The 19447-nt window shown below is 32.3% G+C and carries 14 protein-coding genes and 1 pseudogene; 13 read left to right on the top strand and 2 right to left on the bottom strand.

The window, feature by feature from the left end:
• Nucleotides 1–18 precede the first annotated feature (18 nt).
• The 3 genes from B2U95_RS07650 to B2U95_RS07640 all read left to right on the top strand — a co-directional run bounded on the left by B2U95_RS07650 (nt 19) and on the right by B2U95_RS07640 (nt 6178).
• Nucleotides 19–1479 (top strand): sodium:solute symporter, encoded by a 1461-nt coding sequence (locus tag B2U95_RS07650; RefSeq protein WP_296314465.1) that lies wholly within the window; start codon nt 19–21, stop codon nt 1477–1479.
• 112 nt (nt 1480–1591) lie between these two features.
• The gene (locus tag B2U95_RS07645) at nt 1592–4843 is read left to right on the top strand and encodes a VCBS repeat-containing protein (protein ID WP_296314463.1); all 3252 of its coding nucleotides are present in this window, start codon (nt 1592–1594) and stop codon (nt 4841–4843) included.
• A gap of 3 nt (nt 4844–4846) precedes the next feature.
• Entirely contained in the window at nt 4847–6178 is a 1332-nt protein-coding gene (locus B2U95_RS07640) for a vanadium-dependent haloperoxidase (protein WP_296314460.1), read from the top strand.
• 2 nt (nt 6179–6180) lie between these two features.
• On the opposite strand, the gene B2U95_RS07635 is transcribed toward B2U95_RS07640, so the two are convergent.
• A complete protein-coding gene (locus B2U95_RS07635) occupies nt 6181–6543 on the bottom strand; it encodes a CoA-binding protein (RefSeq protein ID WP_296314457.1) in 363 nt (120 codons plus the stop codon).
• Between the two features lie 104 nt (nt 6544–6647).
• Between B2U95_RS07635 and B2U95_RS07630 the strand changes: the two genes are divergently transcribed.
• Nucleotides 6648–9122 carry a TonB-dependent receptor domain-containing protein gene (locus B2U95_RS07630; protein ID WP_296314455.1) on the top strand — a complete coding sequence of 825 codons (2475 nt, stop codon included), beginning with the start codon at nt 6648–6650 and terminating at the stop codon, nt 9120–9122.
• A gap of 459 nt (nt 9123–9581) precedes the next feature.
• Here the strand turns inward: B2U95_RS07630 and B2U95_RS07625 are convergent, their stop codons facing one another.
• Nucleotides 9582–10592 carry a 3-oxoacyl-ACP synthase III family protein gene (locus B2U95_RS07625; protein WP_296314453.1) on the bottom strand — a complete coding sequence of 337 codons (1011 nt, stop codon included), beginning with the start codon at nt 10590–10592 and terminating at the stop codon, nt 9582–9584.
• A gap of 170 nt (nt 10593–10762) precedes the next feature.
• On the opposite strand from B2U95_RS07625, the gene B2U95_RS07620 reads away from it, so the two are divergent.
• The 9 genes and pseudogenes from B2U95_RS07620 (at nt 10763) to B2U95_RS07580 (ending at nt 19423) form a co-directional block, all read left to right on the top strand.
• Entirely contained in the window at nt 10763–13216 is a 2454-nt protein-coding gene (locus B2U95_RS07620) for an alpha/beta hydrolase family protein (RefSeq protein ID WP_296314451.1), read from the top strand.
• Between the two features lie 218 nt (nt 13217–13434).
• Entirely contained in the window at nt 13435–15348 is a 1914-nt protein-coding gene (htpG, locus tag B2U95_RS07615) for a molecular chaperone HtpG (protein ID WP_296314448.1), read from the top strand.
• 520 nt (nt 15349–15868) lie between these two features.
• Nucleotides 15869–16189 carry a LytTR family DNA-binding domain-containing protein gene (locus B2U95_RS07610; RefSeq protein WP_296314446.1) on the top strand — a complete coding sequence of 107 codons (321 nt, stop codon included), beginning with the start codon at nt 15869–15871 and terminating at the stop codon, nt 16187–16189.
• A 103-nt stretch (nt 16190–16292) separates the two neighbouring features.
• Nucleotides 16293–16457 (top strand): hypothetical protein, encoded by a 165-nt coding sequence (locus B2U95_RS07605; protein WP_296314445.1) that lies wholly within the window; start codon nt 16293–16295, stop codon nt 16455–16457.
• A gap of 66 nt (nt 16458–16523) precedes the next feature.
• Nucleotides 16524–17071 (top strand): annotated as a pseudogene (locus tag B2U95_RS07600) (serine hydrolase domain-containing protein); the annotation flags it as partial.
• A 134-nt stretch (nt 17072–17205) separates the two neighbouring features.
• Nucleotides 17206–17331 (top strand): hypothetical protein, encoded by a 126-nt coding sequence (locus tag B2U95_RS07595; protein WP_296314443.1) that lies wholly within the window; start codon nt 17206–17208, stop codon nt 17329–17331.
• A gap of 175 nt (nt 17332–17506) precedes the next feature.
• Nucleotides 17507–18082 carry a Crp/Fnr family transcriptional regulator gene (locus B2U95_RS07590; protein WP_296314440.1) on the top strand — a complete coding sequence of 192 codons (576 nt, stop codon included), beginning with the start codon at nt 17507–17509 and terminating at the stop codon, nt 18080–18082.
• Nucleotides 18083–18236: 154 nt separating this feature from the next.
• Complete coding sequence (locus tag B2U95_RS07585) at nt 18237–18770, top strand: hypothetical protein (protein ID WP_296314437.1); 534 nt, start codon at nt 18237–18239, stop codon at nt 18768–18770.
• Nucleotides 18771–18787: 17 nt separating this feature from the next.
• Nucleotides 18788–19423: an MOSC domain-containing protein gene (locus tag B2U95_RS07580; RefSeq protein ID WP_296314434.1), complete on the top strand. Its 636-nt coding sequence runs from the start codon at nt 18788–18790 to the stop codon at nt 19421–19423.
• Nucleotides 19424–19447 lie beyond the last annotated feature (24 nt).

The raw sequence follows: 19447 nt of genomic DNA, 5'->3' as shown, positions 1-19447 counted from the left end.
TTAACAATCAAAAGATTTATGAGTCCTACGTCGATACTAATATTAATAGCTTGCTACTTTGGAGTCTTAGTTTTAATATCTTATTTCACAGGTAAAGAGGATTCTAATGCTGCTTTTTTTAAAGCTAATAAATCTGCTCCTTGGTATTTAGTAGCCTTCGGAATGATTGGCGCTTCATTGTCTGGAGTTACTTTTATTTCTGTTCCTGGAGCTGTTGAAGCAAAACAGTTTGGCTACTTGCAAGTTGTTTTTGGCTACTTCTTTGGCTATCTAATTATCGCATATGTTTTACTCCCTCTTTATTACAGACTAAACTTAACATCAATCTACACCTACTTAAGGGATCGTTTTGGCACGGTTAGTTATAAGACTGGTTCTATTGCTTTTCTAATATCTAGAACAGTTGGAGCTGCTTTTAGATTATTCTTAGTAGCTAAAGTATTGCAGTTATTAGTATTTGATTTGTTTGATATTCCGTTTGCCATAACCGTTATTATTACTATTGCTTTAATATGGCTATATACCTTTAGAGGAGGCATTAAAACCATAATATTTACAGATACACTTCAAACGTTATTTATGTTAGTTTCTGTTGTCGTTGCAATTGTGTTTTTAGCATCTGCATTAGATCTTAATAGTATGTCTGCTATTATAGATAATACCACTAATAGTAATCTTAGTAAAGTTTTCTTTTTTGAAGACAGTAATGACCCTCAATATTTTTGGAAAAGCTTTTTATCTGGAATTTTTATAACCATCACAATGACAGGTTTGGACCAAGATATGATGCAAAAAAATCTTACGTGTCGTAACCTTAAAGACGCACAAAAGAATATGATATCTTTTAGCATCGTCCTAGTTTTTGTAAATATCTTATTCTTAGTCTTAGGACTTATGCTAACACAATACGCAGAATTAAATGGTATTACCGCGACAAAAGATGACTTATTCCCTACAATTGCAATGCTTCCTAAAATAGGTATTGTAACATCTGCATTTTTCTTACTTGGTCTTATTGCAGCAGCTTACTCTAGTGCAGATTCTGCATTAACCTCTTTAACAACATCGTTTTGTATCGATATAATTGGTATAGAACACAAAGAAGAATCAGCTCGAAAACGTATTAGAAAACAAACTCATATTGGGTTTAGTATTTTATTGATCGTTGTGATACTTTTGTTCGATTTAATTTTCAAAGATGTCTCTGTAATTTGGGAACTCTTTAAAGCGGCAGGCTATACTTACGGCCCATTACTAGGCTTGTTTGCATTTGGATTAATCACCAAATCTCAGATAAAAGATAGATTTGTTTGGATTATAGCTATTGTGGCTCCAATACTATCTTATATTCTCAATTTATATTCAAAAGAACTGTTTAATGGCTATGAAATTGGATTTGAAATTTTAATCATTAACGGCTTACTCATGTTTTTAGGATTATTTCTTATTAAAGAATCAAAAATTCATATTAAATCTTAAAAAAAGCGATAAATCTCAGAGAATTAACTAACACTTCCAAATACTACTACCTTGTGTTAAATATTTGTTAAGAAAACCTTATCTTTGTTCAGTTGAGTAACCATCACGTTAAATGAAAAAGATAAATATTGTATTGGCATCAATTTGCGTTTTGCTTGCCTGTGAAAATGAAGAAAAAACACCAACTGCAAAATCAAATTTTATTCTCAACAAAGTAACTTCCGAAGATTCTGGAATAGATTTCTCTAACTTAGTTACAGAAGACGCACAACATAGCATTATAAATTACATTTATTACTACAATGGTGGTGGTGTTGCAGCTGGCGATATTAATAATGACGGCTTATCAGATTTGTTTTTTATATCTAACACAGGTGAAAATAAACTCTATTTAAATAAAGGTGAATTAAAATTTGAAGACGTCTCAGAAAAAGCAAATATCAAAGGGAATTCTAGTTGGAATACTGGAGTTACTATGGTAGATATTAATAACGATGGCTTACTAGATATTTATGTTTGTGCAGTGTCCGGACTTTTAGATTTTGAAGGTCATAATGAGCTGTTTATTAATAATGGTGATAGTACATTTACAGAAAAAGCCAAAGATTACGGTCTAGATTTTAAAGGCTATTCTACACAAGCTTACTTTTTTGATTATGATAAAGATGATGATTTAGACGTCTATATAGTAAACCACGCAGTACACACAAATTTATCGCACGGAAGAGCTGCTTTACGAAATCAGCGTGAACCACTTGTAGGGGACGTTCTATTAAACAACGATAATGGCACATTCACAGATGTTAGCGAATCGTCTAATATTTTTGGAGGAGTTAACGGCTATGGCTTAAGTGCTTCTGTTTCCGATTTCAATAATGATGGTTGGGATGACATCTATGTTTGTAACGATTTCCATGAAGACGATTATTATTATCTAAACAATCAAGATGGTACTTTCACAGAAAGTCTTGCAGAAAAATTCACAACGATTAGTAGGTTTTCAATGGGAAGTGATGCAGCAGATATCAATGGAGATGGTTACCAAGATCTTATGACCTTAGATATGTTACCAAAAAACGAAAAAGTTCTAAAAGAAACAGAAGGAGATGACGCCATGTTTAATATGCAAGTACACCTCAACAAGTTAGGCTATAAAGACCAATATTCTCGAAATATGCTTCAGATGAATAATTCAGGAGAGTATTTTCAGGAAACCGCATTGTTAAATAAAGTAGCTGACACCGATTGGAGTTGGGCACCACTCTTTGCTGATTTCAATAATGATGGCCATCAAGATTTATTTATATCTAATGGTATTCATAGAAGACCAAATGGTTTAGATTTTAAAAAATATGTCTCTAGTGCTTTTAAAGGACGTACTGAAAATGAGGGTTTAGAATGGTTATTTAACTCTATTGATGAAATGCCCAGCGGAAAAGTAACCAATGAAATATTTGAAGGGAATTCTAAATTATTTGAAAATAAAACAGGAGATTGGATAATAAATGAAGCCAATATTTCTAACGGAGCTATCTATGTGGATTTAGATTTAGATGGTGATTTAGACATTATTACTAATAATTTTAATGAAACTGCTGGCTTGTATGAAAACACAACAAATGGTAGTAAAAACTATATTTCGTTAGATTTTGAATACAAAAAATCTAATAATCAAGGTATAGGGCTTAAAGCTATTATTTACTCAGACAACAAACATCAATTAAAACAATTGTATACATCTAGAGGGTTCCTATCTTCAGTAGACAGTAAATTACATTTTGGAATAAATGATGCTACTGCGATAGATTCAATTCAAATTATTTGGCCAAATAACAAATTGCAAACAGTTAAAAATCCAGAAATAAACCAAAGACTTAAAATTGTTTACACGTCTACTAATACTATTTATAATTACGATAACCCGTCTAATAAAACACCATATTTCAAAAGAGAGAATCTTATAGGTTATACACACAAAGAAGATAATTACAATGATTTTATACAAGAGAAATTAATTCCTTATAAAATATCAACGCTTGGGCCTGCTATTGCAAAAGCAGATATAGATAATAATGGTTTTGAAGACATTTTTATAGGAAATGCTTCTGGAGAACCTGCACAATTATTCATGAATTCTGGCACTAGATTCTCTACTAAAAAACAAATAACTTTTGAAGATGATAAAGCTTTTGAAGATAATGACGCTACCTTTTTTGATGCAGATAACGATGGTGATTTAGACCTTTATGTCGCTTCAGGAATAAACGAATATAAAAATGAGACTTACCAAGTTGATCGTCTTTATATAAATAAAAATGGAACTTTTGAGCGTTCAGAAAACAGAATTCCAGCGAATATATTGGTGACCTCAACTTCAAAAGCTTACGATTATGATAATGATGGTGACACCGACTTGTTTATAGGTAATCTGACAGATTATAAAGACTTTGGCAAGTCTGTTGATTCTTATATTTTAATTAATAATGGTAAAGGTGAATTTACAAAAGATGAAAATTTTAAACTCAACTCTAAAGTGAATTCAGCTATTTGGCAAGATATAAACGGAGACAATTTAAAAGATTTATTAGTCGCAACAGAATGGGATGCACCAAGGCTATTTATTAATACTAAAGGGAAATTAAAGGAAATAACAATCCTAGAAAACTTCAATGGTTTGTGGCAAACCATTTCAACTTATGATATGGATAATGATGGAGACCAAGACATCTTATTAGGTAATTGGGGAACTAACACCAAATTCAATCTTAATTTTGATGGAGCATTAGTCATGTATTATTCTGATTTTGATAAGAATGGCAAAAAAGAAACAGTGATAGCTTATAATAAAGATGGTAATTATTATCCTTTAAATTCTAAAGACGAATTGGCTGCTCAAATGAATATCATTAGTAAATTATATGTAGATCACAAAAGCTATGCAGGTCAAACTATTGAAGAAGTGCTCAGAAAAGGAACTATTAATGATGCCATAAAGTATGAAGTACACACTTTAGCTTCGGGTTATTTAAAAAACAATAATGGTAATTTCAATGAATTTGTGGTATTTGAAGACGCCTTTCAATTAGCACCAATAACTTCATTTTCTGAGTTAAGTATCAATGATAAATATCAATTACTAGTTGGTGGTAATTCCTATAGAGTAAACACGTATCATGGTTCATATTCAGCCTTAAAAGGTTTAATTGCTGAAGATGAATCTAATTACCAACCTGTTTCTAATTTTGGAATCGAACCTTTTAATTCTCAGATTAAGCAAATTGAAACTATTAAAATGAAAGAAAAAAACCTACTTATAATTCTTTCTAACAACGATAAATTAAAGGTTTACTCGTATAAAAATTAATATATGAAACCTAAACATTCTGTTTTATTGCTTATCCTTTTTACGGGTTTGTTTTCTTGTGAAAAAGATTATAAATCTATTACTATCTCAACTGATGACTATCACAATTCAGTAGATAAATTAACAGAAATCATGGTACACGACATATTCTCGCCTCCTGTTGCTAGTCGTATTTATGTGTATCCTAATATTGCTGCTTATGAAGTTTTAAATCAAAATAACAGCACGTATAAATCGTTAAACAACCAGTTAAATGAGTTGAATATCACCGCCATTTCTAAAACAGACGAAGATGTAAATCTTAAACTAGCAGCAGTCATAGCTTATATAGATGTAGCTAAAGAACTCGTGTTTTCTGCTGATAGAATAGAAGTTTATAGAGATAGTTTGTACAAAGAATGGAAAACCATAAACCCTAATGAATTTGAAAGTTCTAAAACTTACGCTTTAGTAATTTCCGAGCAAATAAAAGAATGGATGAATGCGGACAAGTATTCCGAAACGCGTACCATGCCAGACTATAACATTTATACAGATGATGAGTCGCGTTGGGAACCTACTCCACCAGCTTACATGAAAGGTATTGAACCACATTGGAACAAAATAAGACCATTTGTTTTAGATTCTGCAGCACAATTTAAACCCAAAACTCATCCTCCGTTTTCTTTAAAAAAAGGGTCTGCATTTCATAACGAATTAATGGATGTTGTAAACTTAAATAATACTATTAGAGCAAAAGGTGATGACTCCGAAGAGATTTCAATTGCGCGTTTTTGGGATTGTAACCCTTTTGTGTCCGTAAATAAAGGACACTTTATGTTTGCTGAGAAAAAAATCACACCTGGTGCACATTGGATTGGTATTTGTAAAATTGCATGCAAACAAACCAATTCTGATTTTGAAAAAACAGTCTTTGCTTATACCAAAACATCTGTAGCTATTGCAGATGCTTTTATAAGTTGTTGGGATGAAAAATATAAAAGTAACCTCATTAGGCCAGAAACTTTAATAAATAAATACATAGATTTAGAGTGGGCTCCAATAATCCAAACACCACCTTTCCCAGAATACACAAGTGGACATTCAGTAGTATCTGCTGCTTCCTCTGAAGTTTTAACCAAAATTTTTGGTGACAATTTTGCTTTTAATGATACTACAGAATTACCTTATGGCTTACCAATGCGCCAATTTAAATCCTTTAAACTAGCTGCAAATGAAGCTGCAGAAAGTAGACTTTATGGAGGTATTCATTATAGAGCTGCTGTAGAGGTTGGTGTAGATCAAGGTATTGGTGTTGGTACTTTAGTAAATTCTAAAGTTTCCTTTTTAAAGTAAATTTAATACTGCCCTGTTCCTAACAGCACTAAAGTACAAGCCTCTTCAAATTCAATAGTATGTGCTTTTAATAACTCATAAAATTCAGGATTCTCAGTACCTGGATTAAAAATAACCCGTTTAGGTTCTAAGCCAATAATATAATCGTAATACGCCACCTGGCGCTTAAGATTTAAGTATAAAGTGACTGTATCAATGTTATCATAAGACACTAGTTCTGTGTCAATACTAACACCACTTACCTCACCCTCTCTTAAACCAAAGGCTTTGACATCGTGATTATAATTCACCAATCTATTAATAGCAATATTTGAATAGCGTTCTGGCTTAAGCGATGCTCCAAGTACTAATGTTTTTTTCTTCATACTGTTTAATAGATGTTAAGGAATGTTAAATACAGTAACATATTGTAAATGTAGTCGTCTACATTATAACATACAATCAAAAACAATCAAAAAACAATCAAAAAATGAAGCATTTCTTCTTAATGCTTATAATGGTCTCATCAGCCATTTTAAGTGCACAACCCAACTCCAATTCGGAAATTAAAAACGGTTCAATTTTAGGACGCGTTATGGATGCAGAGCTCAATGAGCCATTACCTTATGTTAATGTAATTATTAAAAATGTTGCAGATAAGATCATTACCGGTAGTATTACCAATAGTGATGGTACTTTTAAAATCAGCAAGATACCTGAAGGCAATGTAAACGTCGAAATTAAATTCATCGGCTACAAGACTATTAAAAAACAGATAAATATTGGAAAAAATGGCTATAATATAGATGTTGGAGATATTATGCTAGCAGAAAGTGCCGAGTCTTTAGACGAAGTTACCATCATAGTTGAAACAACTACCATTCAGCAAAAAATTGACCGTAAAGTTATAAATGTCGGTAAAGACTTGACGACTTCTGGGCCAACTGCATCAGATATTATGAATAATATTCCTACTGTAAATGTAGATCAACAAACTGGTGAAATAGCGCTTAGAGGAAATCAAAATGTGCAGGTTATGGTAGATGGAAAATTATCTAACATTCCCACGGCACAGTTGCTAAGACAAATCCCTTCCACATCTATAAAACAAATAGAATTGATTACCAACCCATCTGCCAAATACAATCCTGATGGTATGAGCGGTATTATAAACATAATACTACATAAGAATGTAAATATTGGTTTTAATGGTAATGTAAATCTTGGATTAGGCTATCAATTAGAACCTAAGTTTAATAGTTCTATTGACATGAATTATAGAAATGGTAAGTTGAATTTTTATGGAAGTTATGGTAATAACATATCCGACAACAGAAATGCTATAGTTCTAGAACAGACAGCATCAGAATTAATTCAAGATTTAGATTTATTAGAAGAACGTAATTCACACTTATTTAAATTTGGTGTAGACTATTATATCAATGATAAAAACACCTTCTCGCTATTCTCAAATCAAAATATATTTGATGGTGGAGCTTTAGGAGAGTCTACATTAACTTTTGGCAATGACACTAACTTAAGTCAAACTCAGATCATTGATAATAGCAATGAAAATAACAGTCAACAATACAATGCCAACTACAAATTAGATTTTGATAAAGAAGGACATAATATTGAATTAGAAATAGATTATAATATTTTTAATAATGATGTAGAAACATTTAACCGATTTTCTGGAGCAAATGTAAGACCCAATTTTGATGAATTCACAGACACAGACAGAGAGCGCACCACTGTAAATTTAGATTATGTAAACCCATTGTCTGAATCTACAAAACTTGAGTTCGGTGCTCAGATAAGACTTTTTACTAACGATCTGTCTTATACCTCCGATGCACGTGTGCAAGATGAACTTGGAAATTACATTCCTACATCCACAGCTTTTAATTATGAAAGAAACATTTATTCGCTTTACGCCAGTTATAGCAAACAACTAGATAAATGGTCTTATAAATTAGGTCTTAGAGCAGAGACGGTTAACGTTGATGCATTTGCTGTAGATACAGATTTAGCAAATAACATAGTTACAGAGTTTCCTTTTGAAAATGATTATGTACAAGTCTATCCATCTGCTTTTGTAACTTATAATCCAACGGATAAGAATTCCTATCAATTCAGTTATAGTCGTCGAGTTGATAGACCAAGCGTAGGACAAGTAAATCCAATACCAGAGTTTAACACCCCTTTAATATCGCAATTTGGAAATCAGGAGTTAGAACCACAATTTACAAACTCTCTTGAAGTAAATTACACAAGAAATCTAGAAAAAGGCAGTATTACTGGTGGTGTATTTTACAGACTTATCGAAGATGAGATTAACCAAGGTCTTTTTGTTGATCGTTCAACCTTAGGATCTGGCAGAGTAATATTAAGAGTTGATAATTTCGGTAATACTTCAGCTTATGGTGTAGAAGTTTCTGGAAGTTATAAACCTACAAAATGGTGGAATTTTAATGCAAGCTTTGATTTGTATGGTCGCACACAACGTGGTTTTGCAGAAAGTCTAGATCCAAATATTGTTAACCCGACTGAGGACGATATAGACTTAAACAATATTGAAGTCGACAACCTTATTTATAATTTTAGAGTATTCAACAATTTTAAAGTCACAAAGAAACTATCCCTCTCAGCATTTGCAATGTATCGCGGAAAAGATACGGGTCTAAATTTTGAAATGGAGCCTATGTATTTTGTTAATCTAGGAATGCGCTATAGCTTCTTAGAAGATAACAGAGCAACATTTAGCTTAAACTTTAATAATGTATTTAATACACAAGAAATAAATATACTCAGTGAGCGTCCTTTTAGACAAGACGTCCTTGTACAGCCAGAATTTAAAACGATTTTCGCTGGTTTATCTTACCGTTTTGGTGGAGGAAAATACAGAGCAAAATCTCGTAAGCAACGAGACGACAATGAGAAAGATGGTGGAGGGTTTATGTAATAACCCATAATAAAGTGTCACACTCAGCTTTTTAAATTGTCTTTAATATAACAAGTGAAGATAATGTTTAATAGCCTACATAAATAGTTGATGGTTAGTGTTAATGTTTAGCTATTAAATAAAAAAACCCGAAGCGCTATGTTTCGGGTTTTTGTTAAATACAAGTTAAATCCATTTTTCAATAAAATAAAATTGAAACTTTTACGTCTATAGTAATGAGATAAGTTTTAGTTAATAGTAATTATAAATTAATTTTTATAATAGTGTTAGTTAAGTTGGTTAATAGTTAAAAAGCCCATACACGTTAGTTGTTTGGGCTTTTTGTGATGTTGCGTTTAACTTTAATGATATGAGACTGTTTTTAATGACTTATATCAGACGTTAAAAGAAGTTAGTTCAAAATTTAAAAAAAGTCAAGTCAGTACTAAATCCACAAGATCTCTTTTTTTTAAAGGGGTTTTACCACTTAACAATCACACTTCCCCAAGTAAAGCCACTACCAAAAGCAGCCAATACAACGGTATCTCCTTCTTTTACCTTACCCTCTTCCCATGCTTCAGTTAAAGCAATTGGGATCGACGCAGCTGTGGTGTTTCCATATTTCTGTATGTTGTTAAAGACTTGGTCGTCAGTTAACTTAAACTTACGCTGTATAAATTGTGCAATACGTAAATTGGCTTGGTGCGGAATTAACATATCAATATCATCTACCTGCAAGTTGTTTTTCATTAAACCCTCCATAATCACTTCACTAAAACGGACAACTGCATTTTTAAATACAAATGTGCCATTCATATAAGGGAAATAACTTTGGTCATTAGGATCGTTATCTTCTAAGATATCACTTACCCAACGCTTACCCATTCCTGGTGCAATCAATACCAATTCTTCTGCATGTTCACCTTGGCTATGTAAGTGTGTAGATAAAATACCTTTAGACATATCTTCTTCTCTAGTTAATATTGCAGCACCTGCACCATCACCAAAAATTACAGAAACTCCTCTACCTCTAGTCGTTTTATCTAGACCAAAAGAATGTAACTCACTACCAATAACTAAGATGTTTTTATACATCCCAGTTTTTATAAAGTTATCAGCTACGGAAATAGCATATACAAAACCAGAACACTGGTTACGTACATCTAAAGCACCAACCGTTTTTATATCTAGAGCATGTTGTACTTGTACACCCGGACCAGGAAAATACATATCTGGACTTAATGTCGCAAAAATGATAAAATCAATATCATCCTTATCTATACCTGCACGTTCAATCGCAATTTTAGCGGCTTTCACACCCATTGTAGCCGTAGTATCACCACTCCCTTTTTCGACCCAACGACGTTCTTTAATACCTGTACGCTCTGTTATCCAATCATCATTGGTGTCCATCATTTTAGATAAATCTTCGTTAGTAACAACGTTGTCTGGAACATACTTACCTAAGCCTATTATTTTTGAATTGTACATAGTATCTATTTAATAATGCGAAGTTAATCTATAAGAAACAATTTACTTTTATTCCAATTTGGATTCGTTATGCATGCATAACACAATTTATAATTTTAACAATTCTCTCACATTTATAGGCATACATTATAAGTATCTTGAATGCAATTAATCAAACTTTAAAACTCATTATGAAATTATTTTTCCAATTATTTGCGTTTTTAATAGTTGTAAACAGCTATGCGCAACAAAATTTAAAGTACCAACAACCCTCACAAGAAATACTAGAACTCGCAGATGTAGATCTTGCACCTGGCGTTCAGATTGATAGTAAAGGGGAACATATGGTATTGCTATATCGCAATCAGTACAAGTCTATATCAGAACTTTCTGAAACAGAACTACGTTTAGCCGGACTTAGAATAAACCCTATTACAAACATTGGTAGCAGAACGACTTACTACACAAATTTAAAAGTCAAAAAAACATCAGATAAAGATGCTAAACAAGTAATTGGATTACCAGAAAATCCAAGATTATCTGGTTTTAGCTGGTCGCCAGACGAATCTATGATTGCTTGTCTAAACACAACAAATAGTGGTGTAGAAGTCTGGGTTCTCAATATTAATGATACGAAAGTCTCAAAATTAACAACTGCTACTGTAAATGCAAATATGGGTAGTACTTTAAATTGGATGAAGGATAATAAACATTTATTAGTAAAAATGTTACCAGCAGATAGAAAGCCGTTAATCAATACTGCTGTTGCTGTACCATCAGGACCTACCGTTTCTGTAAGTGATGGAGAAAAAGCACAAAACAGAACCTATCAAGATTTATTAAAAACACCAAATGACGAATTTAACTTTGAACAATTAGCACGTTCTGAAATAAAAAAAATATCTATTAATGGTTCGGTTACAAACTTTTTGGAAGCAGATATGTATCGTGGTGTTAGTTTTTCTCCAGATGGTGCCTATGTAATGATTACTAAAATTGAGAGACCATTTTCTTATTTAGTAACCTACTCAAGATTTCCTAGCGAAAGTATAATTTATAACACTAACGGAAACAAAATTAAAACCGTTAACAAAGTTGCTTTAGACGAAGTGAGACCAAAAGGTTTCATGGCTACAAGAGCAGGAAAACGTAACATGAGCTGGAGAGCAGATAAACCAGCTTCTTTAGTTTGGGCAGAAGCTTTAGATAATGGCGACCCTGAAGTAAATGTAGACTACAGAGATGCTGTTTACCAACAAAATGCTCCTTTTACTGCTAATGCAAAATTAATTTTAAAAACAGAACAACGTTTTGCTGGTATAGATTGGGGAAATGACCAAACCGCGGTTGCTTATGACAGATGGTGGAATACAAGAAACACAAAAACGTACGTATTTAATCCATCAGATAATAAGCAAAAAGCAAAGATTATTTCAGATAGAAATTATCAAGATGTTTATAGCAATCCTGGAAGCTTTGTACAATCAAAAAATGAGTTAGGCCGGTATACACTAGAAATGAATAATGATAAACTCTATCTAATGGGAGCTGGTTACTCAAAAGAAGGGCAATTCCCATTTATTGATGAGTATAGCGTAAAAACAGATAAAACAAAACGCGTATACCAGTCAGAATATATAGATAAGTTAGAAAGTCTAAATTCTGCAATTGACATGAAAAAGGGAGAAATCTTAGTAAGAATAGAATCTCAAACAGAATATCCAAACTATTATATTAGAAATATTAATAAAAAAAATGGCCTTACTGCAATTACCGCTTTTGACAACCCATTTAAAAGTTTAGAGAATGTAGATAAGCGCGTCATTAACTATAAGCGTGACGATGGATTAGATTTAGACGGTACTTTATATTTGCCGTTAAATTACGAAACCGGTAAAAAATACCCAATGATTTTATGGGCATATCCTAGAGAATATAAGGATAAAGCAAGTGCTTCTCAAAGTACAGCTAACGCTAATAAATTTGTATATCCTAATTGGGGTTCGCCAATCTATTGGGTAACCAAAGGGTATGTAGTATTGGATGGAGCGGCTTTCCCTATAGTTGGAGAAGGCAATGAAGAGCCTAATGATTCTTTTAGGACACAATTAGTTGCCAACGGAAAAGCAGCAATAGGTGCTGTTGATGATCTTGGCTATATAGATAGAAATAAAGTTGCAGTTGGCGGTCATAGTTATGGAGCTTTTATGACGGCTAATTTACTATCGCACTCTAATCTGTATGCTGCCGGAATTGCAAGAAGTGGAGCTTATAACAGAACGCTAACCCCTTTTGGTTTTCAGAGTGAAGAGCGTAGTTATTGGGAAGCACCAGAGATTTATTATAACATGTCACCTTTTATGCATGCTGATAAAATGAAGACGCCTTTACTTCTAATTCATGGTGTAGCAGATAATAATTCTGGCACATATCCATTACAAAGTGAACGTTATTTTAATGCACTCAAAGGATTAGGCGCAACAGTGAGACTAGTAATGTTACCTAAAGAGAGTCATGGTTACAGAGCTAAAGAATCTATTATGCACATGCTTTGGGAACAAGACCAATGGCTAGATAAACATGTGAAAAATCGGGTTGTGAAAGTGCAAACTATCGAAGACCTAAAAGAAAAGATTAAAGATTAAGTGACTACTATTATATAATTTTGAAAAACCATTCCGTAAAACGAATGGTTTTTTTATGCCATCTTGTCATAAATATTTTCTTGGTATTTTATTTGACTAGTAGTTAAGTAAACAATAAAACAACTAATGTTGTCAGTTTGAGTTAAGACAAAGTCGAAGTATCGATAATTTCTCGATATAGTTCGAAACACTCGAAGTGACGAAAAATAATTATAATTATGACAAAAGGAAGTATTAATGTATCGGTAGAGAATATCTTTCCGCTAATTAAAAAGTTCTTATACAGTGATCACGAAATTTTTTTACGTGAGCTCATTAGTAATGGTACAGACGCCACACTAAAATTAAAACACCTTACCAGTATTGGTGAATCTAAATCTGAGTATGGTAATCCAATCCTAGAAGTAAAGGTTGATAAAGAAGGAAAAAAACTTCACATCATTGATCAAGGTTTAGGAATGACGGCCGAAGAGGTTGAAAAATACATTAACCAAGTCGCTTTTTCTGGGGCTGAAGAGTTTTTAGATAAGTATAAAGATTCTGCTAAAGATTCAGGAATCATAGGCCATTTTGGTCTTGGTTTCTACTCTGCATTCATGGTCGCGGAAAAAGTTGAAATCATTACAAAGTCGCATAATGGAGCTGATGCAGCACATTGGACGTGTGATGGTTCACCAGAATTTACTTTAGAAGCATCTGACAGAACAGAAAGAGGAACTGAGATTATTCTTCATATTGCTGAAGATTCTACTGAGTTTTTAGAAGACGCAAGAATTAGTACGTTATTAAATAAGTATAATAAATTTATGCCTATTCCAATTAAATTTGGAACTAATGAGATAAACGATCCAGAATTTACTCCAGCAACTACGACTGATGCTGAAGGTAAAGAAACGACTGAGCCACACAAACAGATTACGGTAGATAATATCATCAATAATCCAAATCCAGCTTGGACTAAACAACCTGCTGACTTAGAGGATGAAAACTATAAAAGCTTTTACAGAGAGTTATATCCAGCGCAATTCGAAGAGCCGTTATTCAACATTCATTTAAATGTAGATTATCCATTCAACTTAACAGGAATTTTGTATTTCCCTAAGATGACGAATGATATGAACATGCAGAAGGATAAAATTCAACTGTATCAAAATCAAGTTTATGTAACGGATAATGTTGAAGGTATTGTACCAGAATTTTTAACCATGTTACGTGGTGTTATTGATTCACCAGATATTCCTTTAAACGTATCGCGTTCATACTTGCAAGCTGATGGAGCGGTGAAGAAAATTTCATCTTACATTACTCGTAAAGTAGCAGATAAATTAAAGTCTTTATTCAACGCAAATCGCGAAGATTTCGAAGCAAAGTGGGACGATATTAAAATCGTTATTGAATACGGTATGTTATCTGAAGATAAATTCTTTGAGAAAGCTGATGCTTTTGCTTTATACCCAACGGTAGATGGTAAATTCTTTACATACGAAGAATTATTTAATACTATAAAAGCAAATCAAACAGACAAAGATGGCAAGCTTGTAGTTCTTTATGCATCTAATAAAGACCAACAGCACAGTTATATTGAAGCTGCAAAGGCAAAAGGTTACGAGGTCTTAATGTTAGATTCTCCTATTGTTCCGCATTTAATTCAGAAGTTAGAATCTACTAAAGAGAATATTACTTTTGCTAGAGTTGATGGTGATCATATCGATAATTTAATTAAGAAAGACGAGACTGCAATTTCTAAATTGTCTGAAAAAGAGAACACAGCATTAGAAGCTTTATTAAAAGAAACGATTCCTTCTGAAAAGTTTGCTGTACAGTTAGAAGCTATGGATAGCGATGCGTCTCCATTTATAATTACACAACCAGAGTTTATGCGTCGTATGAAAGAGATGCAAGCCACAGGTGGTGGAGGCGGAATGAATATGTTTGGTAATATGCCAGAAATGTATAACCTCATCGTAAACACAAATTCTGCATTGGTTGGTGAAATTTTAGGTACTAAAACCAAAAAGAAACAAGAACGTTTAATCACGCAGAGTTTAGATTTAGCGCGTTTATCTCAAGGCCTATTAAAAGGTGAAGAGTTGACGAACTTTATTAAGCGAAGTTATGAGATGATTAAATAAATAAATTCCTACGAACACAGGAATCTTATCAAAAACAACCTAAAACCACTTTGTTAATTCAAAGTGGTTTTTTTATTCCTTGTCGTTGTAAAAATTTTCATCTATTAGCAATCCATGCAAACTTCCCTTTAAACATATCTTATAAATACCATACAATCATTGCTCTAGTAATTAGTCTATGGTTAGTGTTGTTTTTGGTTCTTATTGCTCCTTTTTATATCGCAGAACCTAAATTTAGCGTCCGTCTAGAAATTCTTCCTATTTATGGAATTGTAAGTTTTGTGGTTTATATGTCTTTGATTCCTATCCAGAATTGGACATTTAAACAATTTGAGAAATAGGCATTGCTTTCTGAAGTTCTTTTCATTGTATTCAAATTATATTAAGCAACAGCTATTACAAATCTAGTATTGTTAATGGGAATTATGATTTTCAAAAATTCTTGCATGAAGTTTATCTTCCTATATTTTTTGTACTTCTTACTATAATTCTATTCTCTAGGTGGTTTCTAAACAAAAAAGTGCCCAATAAAACCCAAAACAACAGCATCTTAAAAAGGGATAGTAAATTAGATGTTTTGAAGATTTTACCAAAAGATTTAATCTGTATTTCTAGTGCAGATAATTATGTTGAAGTGAGCTATTTAACGCAAGGAGAATTACATAAAAAATTATTACGTAATACATTAAAAGGTATTCCAGATTTACTAAAAGTACATCGTTCTCATTTAATTAACCCAACTCACTTTAAAGAAGGGAAGAGTTCTAGCACTATCGTGTTAACAGAAATGGAAGTACCTGTTTCCGAAAATTACAGAGCAGCACTATTAGAGGTCATTTAGACATTCCCTAAAAACGAATAGTTTATCCCAAACCAATAGAGGAATTGATTAGTGGACAATTCTTGTCTATTTTTTAATCAAATCAATTTTAAATATTTTCATCATGAATAAGACATTTTTTATAGCCATCATTTCATTATTACACACATTTTTTAGTGTTACTAAAGATAGAACTAAAACCTCTAATGCGTTACTAGAAACTTTAGTAAAGGATGGTTTTGCAATTGGCGCATCAGCAAGTTATTCCGTAAATGGAGACATCACATAGGAGGCTGCTAAAGGTTACGCAGATAAAGATAAAAAACAAGATTTTACTTTATACACTGAAGTTAGAACGGCTTCGATCACCAAATCGATGGCAGCTATCGCTATAATGCAATTGGTAGAGCAAGACTTATTACCTATTGACAACTACATACCTGAGTTTATTCAAAAACAAAAATCACTACAAAACATTTGTTGGCACATACATTTGTAATGGATACTTACAAAAACGATAAAGAAGCTGACAACAAAAATAATTACGCGACTTTATTAGATGCTTATGCTGTATTTAAGTACCACAAACTTCGTTTTAAACCTGTTAAAGAGTTCTACTATACAAGTTATGGCTATGTAATTCTTGGTATACTTATAGAAAAAGTTTCAGGTTTATCTTATGAGGCATATATGCAAACTGATATTTGGGATAAAGCGAAAATGGCGAACACAAGAATAGAGAAACCTGAAGTGAAACAAGAACATACAACAACACTATATCTTAGAGTTCGCAAAGGAAAAATTAAAGAGGCTAAGACTATTAATTTAAGTAACAGAATTCCAGCCGGTGGTTTCTACTCTACTACAAACAATCTTATAAATTCGGAAGACCTTAATCAATAATACATTAGTGCGTAGCGACACTTTTAAACTCATGGGAGAACACCACAGTTTAGAAAAGGTGAATAATGGTTTGGGTTCTACCTTTATGTAGGCGTGCAAAAAGAAGATATAATGGAGCACAAAGCGGCACCTCAATGCAATTATTTGTAATCCCTAGTCTAAATACTGTTATTGCGGTAGTTGCAAACACCTCTGGTACAATAAGAGAAGTGACTACTGTCGCAGGAAAATTGATAAACATCACTCAACAGAAAGACTAAGATGATATATTGAAATTATTTCAGTTAATCGTTTAGTATTAAAAACCACGTTACTAAATAAAGTGGTTTTTTCTTATATAAAAAAATCGATAAACTATTTTTAAACCATAACGTCGATTTTAACACACTCATTTAAAAGCTTTTACATATATTTAATGAATAATTTAACTTTTAGGTGCAGAGCGATAATTTCAAAATAAAAGACATTTTTAAAGACGTTATTTTCACAGAAAATGAGGTAGAAATAATCACCTCTCTTTTTCATAAAATAAATGTAAAGAAAGGTAGCGTTTTACTGAACGCAGGTGAATCTGTTAATGAGCAATACTATATTTTAGACGGCTGTTTAAGAAGCTACCATATAGATACTCATGGCAAAGAGCACACGGTTCAGTTTGGTATTAAAGATTGGTGGATTAGTGATTATACAGGGTTTTTTACCTCAGAAAAGTCCATAATGACTATTGAAGTGATTCAAGACGCAACGCTTTACAGAATTGCCGTAAAAGACAAAGAGTATTTGTACAAGAAAATCCCTAAAATAGATCGTTTTTTTAGAATAAAACTTGAACGCGCATTTGCCGGTTTTCAAAAAAGAATTTTATCTAATTTATCCCAATCGGCAAGGGAGCGTTACCTCGATTTCATGAAGACCTATCCAAATATCGAAAAAAGTATAAAAAACTACCATATAGCCTCTTATCTTGGCATTACTACCGAGAGCCTAAGCAGAATTAGAAAAGAATTATAAATCTATTTATTTCTTATCATACATCAATTTTTAGATGAATTAATAATTATAATTTTGCTTTTTTACAAGACGAGATTAAAACCTTAGAACCCTTAAGATTAATAGCATTAAAGCGCAAGTTATAAACTTGCGCTTTTTTTGTATAAATTAGCCTATGGAACTTATAAAAATACTATTCTTAGTCGTTGGTTCATTTTTTGGAGTGAAAGAAAGTCTTGTTCTCTCAGAGAAAACAATAGTAAATATTAATCCTGAAGAGAAAACTATTGTCATTCTACGTAAAAATATTGTGTCAATTATTCAAAATGAAAGTGATAATCTAAAAGTTAGAACAGAATTAGCCGCTATTTCTAAAGCAACTTATAAGTGGAGTTCAGAGTTTAAGGATTATACAAAAAAAGAGAAACGTTTCTTCATCTCTAAAGACACTAAAGCATTAAATTCAAAAATACGCTTAACCTATAACAAAGTATTAGACTTAAAAGTATTTGGCATAGAATTAAATAAAGATGGTAAGTTCTCAATGACTAATTTCCCTAAATCTCATACAAAATCTGCGGATGGAGAACTAGGCAAACGGTATTGGATTTCTGAAGCGAACAAAACCTTTTCGTTTACAGAAGAACCATTAACTAAAATCCCAGAAGCTTATAAAAAATTTAAAAGAGTTTATTCCCTATTTGGATAACTATAAAACACTAGACCATGCAAGTAATCTCTACCAATATCGCACAACCAACCAGTTTTATATGGGAAGGCAACGAAGTTATTACTGGCATTTATAAAAAGCCAACTGATGTCACTATACATTTAGGAAAAGAAGAAGTTAGAGGTGATGAAGTTTCAGATCGAAAAGTTCATGGTGGTGAGTTTAAAGCATGTTATTTGTTTTCAGCCAATCAATACCCTTTTTGGCGCAATTTATATCCAAACTTAGATTGGACTTATGGTATGCTTGGTGAAAACTTAACAGTAGAGAACTTAGAAGAAAAAGAATTATTTGTAGGCGACATTTATAAACTCGGTAGTGCATTAGTACAAATAACCCAACCGAGAGAACCTTGTTTTAAGTTTGCCTATAAATTTGGTTCAGAAACAGTTTTACAACAATTTATAGACCATGGTTACTCTGGCATGTATGTCAAAGTAATAGAAGAAGGTGATGTTAAAAAAGGAGACACTCTAAAATTAGTTGAAAAAGCCAATGAAAGTATTTCAATTTTTCAATTATTTGAATTACTTTATGCTGAAAACAAAAATAAAGAGCATATAAATTTAATGCTAAAAACTGATGCTTTACCAAAAGATTTTAAACGACGTTTAAAGTTTTTTATGCGATAATTAACAACAGTTCAATTTTGTTTC

Origin of the sequence: Winogradskyella sp. UBA3174, assembly GCF_002364335.1 — a bacterium.
Taxonomy (GTDB): Bacteria; Bacteroidota; Bacteroidia; order Flavobacteriales; family Flavobacteriaceae; genus Winogradskyella.
The sequence above is the reverse complement of the archived record's forward strand: the minus strand, read 5'-3'. Positions and strand labels throughout refer to the sequence as shown.

Bases quoted from the DNA above. Each gene is read 5' to 3' on its own strand.
- B2U95_RS07630 (WP_296314455.1), top strand. From the start codon at position 6,648: ATGAAGCATTTCTTCTTAATGCTTATAATGGTCTCATCAGCCATTTTA.
- B2U95_RS07640 (WP_296314460.1), top strand. From the start codon at position 4,847: ATGAAACCTAAACATTCTGTTTTATTGCTTATCCTTTTTACGGGTTTG.
- htpG (WP_296314448.1), top strand. From the start codon at position 13,435: ATGACAAAAGGAAGTATTAATGTATCGGTAGAGAATATCTTTCCGCTA.
- B2U95_RS07620 (WP_296314451.1), top strand. From the start codon at position 10,763: ATGAAATTATTTTTCCAATTATTTGCGTTTTTAATAGTTGTAAACAGC.
- B2U95_RS07625 (WP_296314453.1), bottom strand. From the start codon at position 10,592: ATGTACAATTCAAAAATAATAGGCTTAGGTAAGTATGTTCCAGACAAC.
- B2U95_RS07645 (WP_296314463.1), top strand. From the start codon at position 1,592: ATGAAAAAGATAAATATTGTATTGGCATCAATTTGCGTTTTGCTTGCC.
- B2U95_RS07595 (WP_296314443.1), top strand. From the start codon at position 17,206: ATGCAATTATTTGTAATCCCTAGTCTAAATACTGTTATTGCGGTAGTT.
- B2U95_RS07585 (WP_296314437.1), top strand. From the start codon at position 18,237: ATGGAACTTATAAAAATACTATTCTTAGTCGTTGGTTCATTTTTTGGA.
- B2U95_RS07650 (WP_296314465.1), top strand. From the start codon at position 19: ATGAGTCCTACGTCGATACTAATATTAATAGCTTGCTACTTTGGAGTC.
- B2U95_RS07635 (WP_296314457.1), bottom strand. From the start codon at position 6,543: ATGAAGAAAAAAACATTAGTACTTGGAGCATCGCTTAAGCCAGAACGC.
- B2U95_RS07605 (WP_296314445.1), top strand. From the start codon at position 16,293: ATGAATAAGACATTTTTTATAGCCATCATTTCATTATTACACACATTT.
- B2U95_RS07580 (WP_296314434.1), top strand. From the start codon at position 18,788: ATGCAAGTAATCTCTACCAATATCGCACAACCAACCAGTTTTATATGG.